We start from the raw sequence: 259 nt of genomic DNA, 5'->3' as shown, positions 1-259 counted from the left end.
AGTAAAGAGACAGACGCGCTCCGGTGCGATGAGCCGACATGCCGATGTAGCTCTGCCGCAATGACAGGGCGAGACAGAAACACCGCGGAGATAAACACCCAGTTCGCTAATAAAAAGCCCCAGGGGTTACTCACTAACGACATGCCAATCAACGCCACCGCTGCACAAACTGCATAACCCGGCAAAATTGTTACGGCTGAAAAAGAAGCAGTAGAAACGCCAAGCAACCTGCCAAGAAGCGCAGCGAGCAAATAGTTAG

Annotated in this window: 1 protein-coding gene; it reads right to left on the bottom strand. The window is 52.1% G+C overall.

Annotated elements, in window-relative coordinates; translation table 11 throughout:
* Nucleotides 1–259 (bottom strand): hypothetical protein (locus ACYP03_RS26840; RefSeq protein ID WP_459782786.1); only part of this gene is annotated, 259 nt, incomplete at both ends.

The organism is Photobacterium sp. R1 (assembly GCF_054600795.1).
Note: the sequence above shows the minus strand (reverse complement) of the source record. Positions and strands in the feature narration are given on the sequence as shown.